We start from the raw sequence: 6,974 nt of genomic DNA, 5'->3' as shown, positions 1-6,974 counted from the left end.
TTTTTAGGTAAAGATTCTCCAGCAATAGTTAATATTAGAAACTTTGTAAATTGTGGCTATTTTAACTTCTCTAACCTAAAAGAAAATAACCCTTCATTATACCAGAAAATATTTATGCAAGAGTTCTAAACTGAAAGTGCAAACAGAGATATTGACTGGCTCAAAAGTAGTTTAAATGCAGCCATAGAACTAGAGTTAGCTACTTTACCCCCATATCTTTGTGCTTGGTGGTCTATTAAAGATTTAGGTGCGTCTGCTGCGGGTTTAATTCGCAGTATTTTAATGGAAGAAATGCTGCACATGGGATTAGTCGCCAATATGTTAACAACTATTGGCGGTACGCCAAGAATCAGCACAGTTTTACCAAGCTATCCCAGCCCCTTACCAGGAGGTGTAATACCATTTCACCAAATAAATGATACAAATAATTTCTCCTCTGCTCCCCTGCTCCTCTGCCCCCCTGCGGCCTATTTGTATCAAACTTAAAGTGAAACGGTATAAGACCTGGGTTAACTGTATATTTAGCAGGTTTAAGCAAAACTTATTTAGAAGAAGTTTGTAAGCCAATTGAATTTCCTGAAAATCCCATTGCTATTAGCTTTGCCAAAGAAACCTTTGCTACCATCGGTGCTTTTTATGATGCCATTCTTGCAGCATTTCAAGAGTTACAGCCAACTATAACTGGAAACAATCAGCTAACTAATAGTGGTTACAATGTTGGTGGTCATGCACTATTTGCTATAAAAATACTTGCTGATGTAGAGAAAGCAATTACTGAAATTAAAGTACAAGGAGAGGGAACTTCTCTATCACCAGATGCAGAAGGATTTGGTGATGAATTAGCTCAGTATTATAAATTTGATGAAATTCTTCAGGGTCGGGAAATAATTCAAGTTGATGGACAGTGGAAATATGCAGGTGATGTTATTCCTTTTCCCGATACATACCCAATGGCAAAAGTTCCTCACGGTGGTTGGACAAATCCATCTGAAGAAGTCCGCACACTTTTAGATGAATTTAATAAGGCTTTTAAATCAGTTTTAGATAACCTTGAGCTTGCTTGGACTAACGGTGATGAATCTAAACTTGGTCAAGCAATTGGTCTCATGTTTAATTTGAAAGAGCCTGCTATTAAACTCATGCAAACTCCCTTACCTGATGGTAGTGGTAACTACGTCCCAGATTTTCTACTTTATTAATATTTAGAACATCAAAATTTGGTCTTGCACAATTAAGGAGTGATTTTTATAGGATGGGTTTGATGACCCATCCTTATTTTTTGCTATAAAACATTCAGAGACGCAATAAATCACGCCTCTACTTTTGACTAAATACCTGCACCATCAAGAAAGTCTTCAATGACAGAATCGCTATTTATTTTAGTGTTGTAGAGTATTTCCAGTTCACTATGTACATCAGTTGGTAATTCTAATGTTGATGGATTTTCTAATTGTTCTAGCTGTTTTTCGAGATTTTTTACTCGTTCAAATAATGCGCGAATTACTTCCGCTTCTACGTCTCTAACTTTATTATGCGCCAGCGCATCAATATTCAGATTATTTTGCCGAGTCACCCGTCCAGGAATCCCCACAACGGTGCTGTTACTAGGCACATCGCGTAATACTACAGAACCGGCTCCAATGCGAACGCGATCGCCTATATTAATATTGCCTAAAACTTTTGCGCCAGCCCCCACAACTACATTACTACCCAATGTCGGATGACGTTTACCACTTTCTTTGCCAGTACCACCAAGGGTCACACCTTGGTAAATTAACGCATAATCACTGACGATTGCTGTCTCACCAATTACCACACCCATTCCGTGGTCAATAAATACTCCTTTGCCAATAACTGCCCCAGGATGAATTTCAATTCCTGTAAAAAAGCGGCTGAGATGAGATATAAACCTGGGAAAAAAAGGAACGCCTTTTTTATACAGCCAGTGTGATAAACGATGCAGCACTAAGGCTTGGAGTCCAGGATAACAAAACACAATTTCCAGCCAGTTACGGGCAGCGGGATCGCGCTCATAAATTGTTTGCAAATCAGTTAGTAGCATACTCTTTTGAGGTTTTAGTTGGTGGGAGAAGAAATACCCCAGCTTGTTTGTCTAGAGCATCAATTCACTAATCAAAAACCTAACCCCCAGCCCCTTCCCTAGTAGGCTACGGTGTACACACAAGTCGAAAATTTGCAGTCTGAAACCGTATCCCGCCTAGAAGTTCCAGGCTCATAGCCAAAGTCCACAAAACGTGGACTGGAAGATATTTTTAGTTGAGTCATCTTCAGATGACTTGCGCTATGAGACTCGGAATTCATTCCGAGGCGGGACAGATGCACTCAACGAACATTTATGTGTACACCGTAGCCCTAGTAGGGAAGAGGTAGCTAAACTCCCTTCTCCGCGTCCGCGTCGGAGCGAAAAGTCGGAGCGCCGGCTTCCGGCGATCTGAACTTTTCAAAACAGAGGGGTCGGGGGAGAGGTTCTTCCAGGATTACTAAACTGGTGTTCTAGGCTGAGTCAGATTTTGGGTAGATGCGGTAAAAATCACGAAACCAAAATAATTCCTGTGAAAGATGAACTCATTTGGCAAATTTTGTAAGATAATCTACGGTAAGACGATAGGCTTATGGTTATTAGTCTTTACTGAGTGGGATGCTATCACATCCAACACCAAGACAAAATTAATTTCGCATAAAAAGCGAAAAAACAATCGGTTAACCGTAGTATCTTGATTGAGTACAAATCTTGAACAGCCAAAATTACGCTCTCCTGGATCTGTCTTCCAAAGTTGAATACGCGCTCCTAGCACTTTTAGAACTGGCCAGCCACCACGAAAAAAAAGTACCTCTAACTATGAGCGAAATCACCTCTAAGCAACCTATACCTGAGCGCTATTTAGAACAAATTCTGACAAATTTGCGGCGTGCAGGTGTAGTACAAAGTCAACGTGGCTCAAAAGGTGGTTTTGTGTTAGTTCGTGAGCCTTGGCAAATTACTGTGCTGGAGATTGTCACTTTAGTAGAAGGTGAACGCAAAGAAAAAGAACACTCGGAAGCGCCCACATTAGAAAGACGCTTGGTTCATGAAATCTGGGAACAAGCCAACGTGGCCTCGATGGAGGTTTTGAACCGCTATACACTGCAAGATTTATGTCAAGAAAGAGAAGCTCGTTTACAGCAGAGTCCGATGTATTACATCTAGAAAGTGTGAAGTTTGAAGTGTGAAGTTTGAAATATGAAATTATTACCTATCCAGTGATGGAGATTAAATTCTTACTTCTTTCAGCAAAACAATATCAACACACAGGAGTTTAATTATGCCAATAGCGCAAGATATTACGGAGTTAATTGGACGAACACCTTTAGTCCGATTAAATAAGATTCCCCAAGCTTCAGGTGCAGTTGCAGAGATTGTCGTGAAGCTAGAAAGTATGAATCCGTCGGCTTCTGTGAAAGACCGAATTGGCATCAGTATGGTGATAGCAGCGGAGGAAGCAGGCTTAATTCACCCTGGAAAAACTACTTTAGTTGAGCCTACCTCTGGTAACACAGGAATTGCACTGGCAATGGTAGCGGCTGCTAAGGGCTACCATCTTATTCTAACGATGCCCGACACTATGAGCCAAGAACGACGGGCAATGTTAAAAGCCTATGGCGCACAACTAGAGTTAACTCCTGGTGTAGAAGGAATGCGGGGAGCGATCGCTCTGGCTGAGGAAATTGTCGCCAAAACCCCCGATGCTTATATGTTGCAGCAATTCCGCAACCCAGCCAACCCAAAAATTCATGCCGAAACCACAGCCGAAGAAATTTGGACTGATACCGATGGAAAAGTAGATATTTTAGTGGCGGGAGTGGGTACTGGTGGGACAATTACCGGAGTTGCAGAAGTTATTAAACAGCGTAAACCAACTTTTCAAGCGATCGCTGTTGAACCAAGCAATAGTCCCGTACTCATCGGCGGAAAAGCAGGGCCACACAAAATTCAAGGTATCGGCCCAGGATTTATCCCCGCCATTTTCCGTTTAGAACTGGTAGATGAAGTAATTCAAGTCAGCGATGAACAGGCGATCGCTTATAGCCGACGTTTAGCTAAAGAAGAAGGATTACTCTCTGGAATTTCTTCGGGCGCTGCTTTATATGCGGCTATTGAAGTCGCAAAACGGCCAGAAAACGCCGGGCGCTTGATTGTGATGGTGCAACCTAGCTTCGGTGAACGCTACCTCAGCACCCCACTATTTCAACAAGCCGATGAAAGTGAATGGGCAAATAAAGTTTAAAATTATTTTGCTGCGTTCTTTTTCATCAAAACTACTAAGCAGCAACAACTGGCAGCTAATTTTATTAAACTTAAAGCACCAGTTTTTAAGACAATAAAAGCACCTAAACCCATCAAAATAAAAGGGACAAGATGATTAATGTAGCGAGTTAAAACATCTGCGATAGCCTTTTGATGGGTTAATTTATAGGCAAGGTAGCATAAAACACCCAACAAGCAAAAAAATACTCCAATAATTACCCAGAAACTAGCTAACTTACTACTAGCAAACAAAGGTATATATACACTGATATTATCGCTACCGTTAGCAATAGTTACCGCCGCCACACTGTAAGTTTGGGGTGCAATAAAACTAGCAATCGGCTCTTCTGAAGATGGTATATTTTCCGCGACAAATTCTTCAGTAGGTTCATCGTCGGGATTAATCAAGCTGCTAATACCTATCGCAATGGGAATTACCCCCAACAATCCTATCCAGTTTGCCCCTAAAACAAAACCGCCCAATAAACCAGATAAACTCAAGATTACTAGTACAATAAAACCTAAATACTGCCCAACAAAAATATGTTGCGGTCGAAAATTAGCATTTGTTTGCGAAAAAAATAGTAGCAAAATCACAATATCATCAATATTAGTGCCAATAAATGCAACTACACCTGTACTAATTGCCGTAATTAACTCATTCATTTACTTTTGACGAAAAATTCCGCATGAGTAATCTAGGTACATCTTTTATTGAAGGGATAGTCGCTTTCACAGCTACTAATATCGATGACATCATGATTTTGCTACTTTTATTCTCCCAGGTAGATGTTAATTTTCGTCGGCGACATATCATCTTTGGTCAGTATCTTGGGTTTATAGCGATTATCATTGCCAGCTTACCAGGATTTTTTGGTGGCTTGGTTGTCCAGCGAGAATGGATCGGATTACTCGGAATATTACCAATAGCGATCGGTTTAATGCAATTGCTCAACCGAGAACAAGAAACTATCGAAATTCAAGAAGTAAATACTGAATTTAAACAGCATTCACCAGTTAATTCTGTATTATCTTTAATTTTGAGTATTCTGCATCCCCAAACTTATAAAGTAGCAGCCGTAACGATTGCTAATGGTGGGGATAATATTAGTATTTATATTCCCTTATTTGCTGGTCAAAACCTTGCCAGCTTGGGAGTAATTTTAAGTGTATTTTTTTTAATGGTAGGAGTTTGGTGTGCTATTGCTTATCTGTTAAGTCAACATACTACCATTGCTTCTCTGTTCAGTCGCTACGGTAAAGTTATTGTCCCGTTTGTTTTAATTGGCTTAGGTTTATTCATTATGTACGAAAGAGGTACATTCAACTTATTACCTTGGCTGAAAAGTTAATAGTCCTAAGCTTGATAAACCAACTTCCAACTCACCATCATTAAAATGGCATAGATAATAAACCGCAGTGGACGTTGGGGAGCAATTTGGCAGATTTTTGCACCTAGCAATACTCCAGGAACTGAGCCTAACCATATTGGTAATACTAAATTCCAATTAACTGTACCTAAGCTGAGGTGTCCAAGGGAGGTAAAAAACAATAAAATCGCTGCTTGGGAAATATCTGTACCGACTAACTTCCGTGCATCGAGACGGAAAAAGGCTATTAGTACTAAAGCAAACATCGAACCAGAAGAGACACTCGTTAGCCCAACCAAACAGCCTAAAATCGCCCCCAAGAGCATTGTAAAAAAACGACCTAAATTTGTATTTAAGTCTATTTTTGGTAGTTCAGGTAAGCTGAATTTGGGAAAGAAGGTTAAGAGTAACAGTTGTATAAGTGCCAGTAAGGTAATTAGTAAAATCGTCACCCCTAGTAAGCGCAGCAAAATACTGTCTAGGTTGTACTCTCCAGTGTGCTTGATGTAGTGCAGTATCCCTACACCAAATAGTGAACCAGGAACGCTACCAAATGCCAGCCATTTGACTACTTCGATATCTAAGGTTTGTTGTTGCCAATGCTTAACGCTCCCAACTACCTTCATCAATGTGGCTGCGACAACATCGGAACTTACAGCAATTGATGGCGGAACCTGAAAAATAAATATCAACATTGGGGTGATGAGAGAGGCTCCACCAATTCCGGTTAAACCCACGATGATGCCAACAAAGAAGCTGAAAACTGGCAGTAATAAATAATCCATACTCCTTCCAAAAACACACACGGTTTACGCCTCAAGTCCACTCTGTTTACAGCAAAGCAAGAGAAACTACCGCCAAGTGCAATGAAAAGCTCTTGGTGGCAAGTAATGATCCTTGTTTAATGATGAAGAACAGATTTTTTTACAGTTCTTAAAACAAAGAACTATAAGCCGACTGATTTACCGTATTTTACCTATAAACATGATCAAACGTCTAGCCCACTCTGACTGCATATAGCAGGGAACAGGGGTGAAAGTCACTGAGTATAGGGATTTTGTACTCCATCCTGTATCTCATACAAGTGCATACTGCTATATAGCTATAGGAATCCGACTTGATTATTGAAATTACTTGTGTAGGTAGGGAATAGGGAACAGGAAAAGAAGTAATACCAATTCACGAAAAATCTGATGCAAATAAAGCATCAAGAATAAAATCCCAACCTGTAATAGAAGCAACGATTGATGTGTTGAATTTCTCTAAACGCTTCCAGATAAAATGCCTCAATTCATCTA

Annotated in this window: 9 protein-coding genes and 1 pseudogene; 7 read left to right on the top strand and 3 right to left on the bottom strand. The window is 40.2% G+C overall.

The window, feature by feature from the left end:
- Positions 1–150 precede the first annotated feature (150 nt).
- The 3 genes and pseudogenes from IQ244_RS33465 to IQ244_RS32850 all read left to right on the top strand — a co-directional run bounded on the left by IQ244_RS33465 (position 151) and on the right by IQ244_RS32850 (position 1,199).
- Positions 151–486: a ferritin-like domain-containing protein gene (locus IQ244_RS33465; RefSeq protein WP_193900659.1), complete on the top strand. Its 336-nt coding sequence runs from the start codon at positions 151–153 to the stop codon at positions 484–486.
- 11 nt (positions 487–497) lie between these two features.
- Positions 498–860 (top strand): annotated as a pseudogene (locus IQ244_RS33460) (ferritin-like domain-containing protein); the annotation flags it as partial.
- 90 nt (positions 861–950) lie between these two features.
- The gene (locus IQ244_RS32850; protein ID WP_228059300.1) at positions 951–1,199 is read left to right on the top strand and encodes a hypothetical protein; all 249 of its coding nucleotides are present in this window, start codon (positions 951–953) and stop codon (positions 1,197–1,199) included.
- A gap of 128 nt (positions 1,200–1,327) precedes the next feature.
- Here the strand turns inward: IQ244_RS32850 and cysE are convergent, their stop codons facing one another.
- Positions 1,328–2,062: a serine O-acetyltransferase gene (gene cysE, locus IQ244_RS31860; RefSeq protein WP_193900657.1), complete on the bottom strand. Its 735-nt coding sequence runs from the start codon at positions 2,060–2,062 to the stop codon at positions 1,328–1,330.
- Between the two features lie 193 nt (positions 2,063–2,255).
- Between cysE and IQ244_RS31855 the strand changes: the two genes are divergently transcribed.
- The 3 genes from IQ244_RS31855 to cysK all read left to right on the top strand — a co-directional run bounded on the left by IQ244_RS31855 (position 2,256) and on the right by cysK (position 4,286).
- Entirely contained in the window at positions 2,256–2,456 is a 201-nt protein-coding gene (locus IQ244_RS31855) for a hypothetical protein (RefSeq protein WP_193900656.1), read from the top strand.
- 296 nt (positions 2,457–2,752) lie between these two features.
- Positions 2,753–3,208, top strand: a complete 456-nt coding sequence (locus tag IQ244_RS31850) for an RrF2 family transcriptional regulator (RefSeq protein WP_193900655.1) — start codon at positions 2,753–2,755, stop codon at positions 3,206–3,208.
- Positions 3,209–3,323: 115 nt separating this feature from the next.
- Positions 3,324–4,286: a cysteine synthase A gene (gene cysK / locus IQ244_RS31845; RefSeq protein WP_193900654.1), complete on the top strand. Its 963-nt coding sequence runs from the start codon at positions 3,324–3,326 to the stop codon at positions 4,284–4,286.
- A gap of 2 nt (positions 4,287–4,288) precedes the next feature.
- Here cysK and IQ244_RS31840 read toward each other — a convergent pair whose 3' ends face one another.
- Positions 4,289–4,972, bottom strand: coding sequence for a cadmium resistance transporter (locus IQ244_RS31840; protein ID WP_193900653.1), 684 nt, complete (start codon positions 4,970–4,972; stop codon positions 4,289–4,291).
- Between the two features lie 23 nt (positions 4,973–4,995).
- Between IQ244_RS31840 and IQ244_RS31835 the strand changes: the two genes are divergently transcribed.
- The gene (locus IQ244_RS31835; RefSeq protein ID WP_193900652.1) at positions 4,996–5,658 is read left to right on the top strand and encodes a cadmium resistance transporter; all 663 of its coding nucleotides are present in this window, start codon (positions 4,996–4,998) and stop codon (positions 5,656–5,658) included.
- A gap of 5 nt (positions 5,659–5,663) precedes the next feature.
- On the opposite strand, the gene IQ244_RS31830 is transcribed toward IQ244_RS31835, so the two are convergent.
- Positions 5,664–6,461: a sulfite exporter TauE/SafE family protein gene (locus IQ244_RS31830; RefSeq protein WP_193900651.1), complete on the bottom strand. Its 798-nt coding sequence runs from the start codon at positions 6,459–6,461 to the stop codon at positions 5,664–5,666.
- Positions 6,462–6,974: the final 513 nt, after the last annotated feature.

This window comes from Nostoc sp. LEGE 06077, assembly GCF_015207705.1.
GTDB lineage: Bacteria > Cyanobacteriota > Cyanobacteriia > Cyanobacteriales > Nostocaceae > Nostoc_B.
The sequence above is the reverse complement of the archived record's forward strand: the minus strand, read 5'-3'. Positions and strand labels throughout refer to the sequence as shown.

What these genes read in the sequence shown, in the direction of transcription:
- IQ244_RS32850 (WP_228059300.1), top strand. Translation starts at nt 951, where the DNA reads ATGGCAAAAGTTCCTCACGGTGGTTGGACAAATCCATCTGAAGAAGTC.
- cysE (WP_193900657.1), bottom strand. Translation starts at nt 2,062, where the DNA reads ATGCTACTAACTGATTTGCAAACAATTTATGAGCGCGATCCCGCTGCC.
- IQ244_RS31830 (WP_193900651.1), bottom strand. Translation starts at nt 6,461, where the DNA reads ATGGATTATTTATTACTGCCAGTTTTCAGCTTCTTTGTTGGCATCATC.
- IQ244_RS31840 (WP_193900653.1), bottom strand. Translation starts at nt 4,972, where the DNA reads ATGAATGAGTTAATTACGGCAATTAGTACAGGTGTAGTTGCATTTATT.
- cysK (WP_193900654.1), top strand. Translation starts at nt 3,324, where the DNA reads ATGCCAATAGCGCAAGATATTACGGAGTTAATTGGACGAACACCTTTA.
- IQ244_RS31835 (WP_193900652.1), top strand. Translation starts at nt 4,996, where the DNA reads ATGAGTAATCTAGGTACATCTTTTATTGAAGGGATAGTCGCTTTCACA.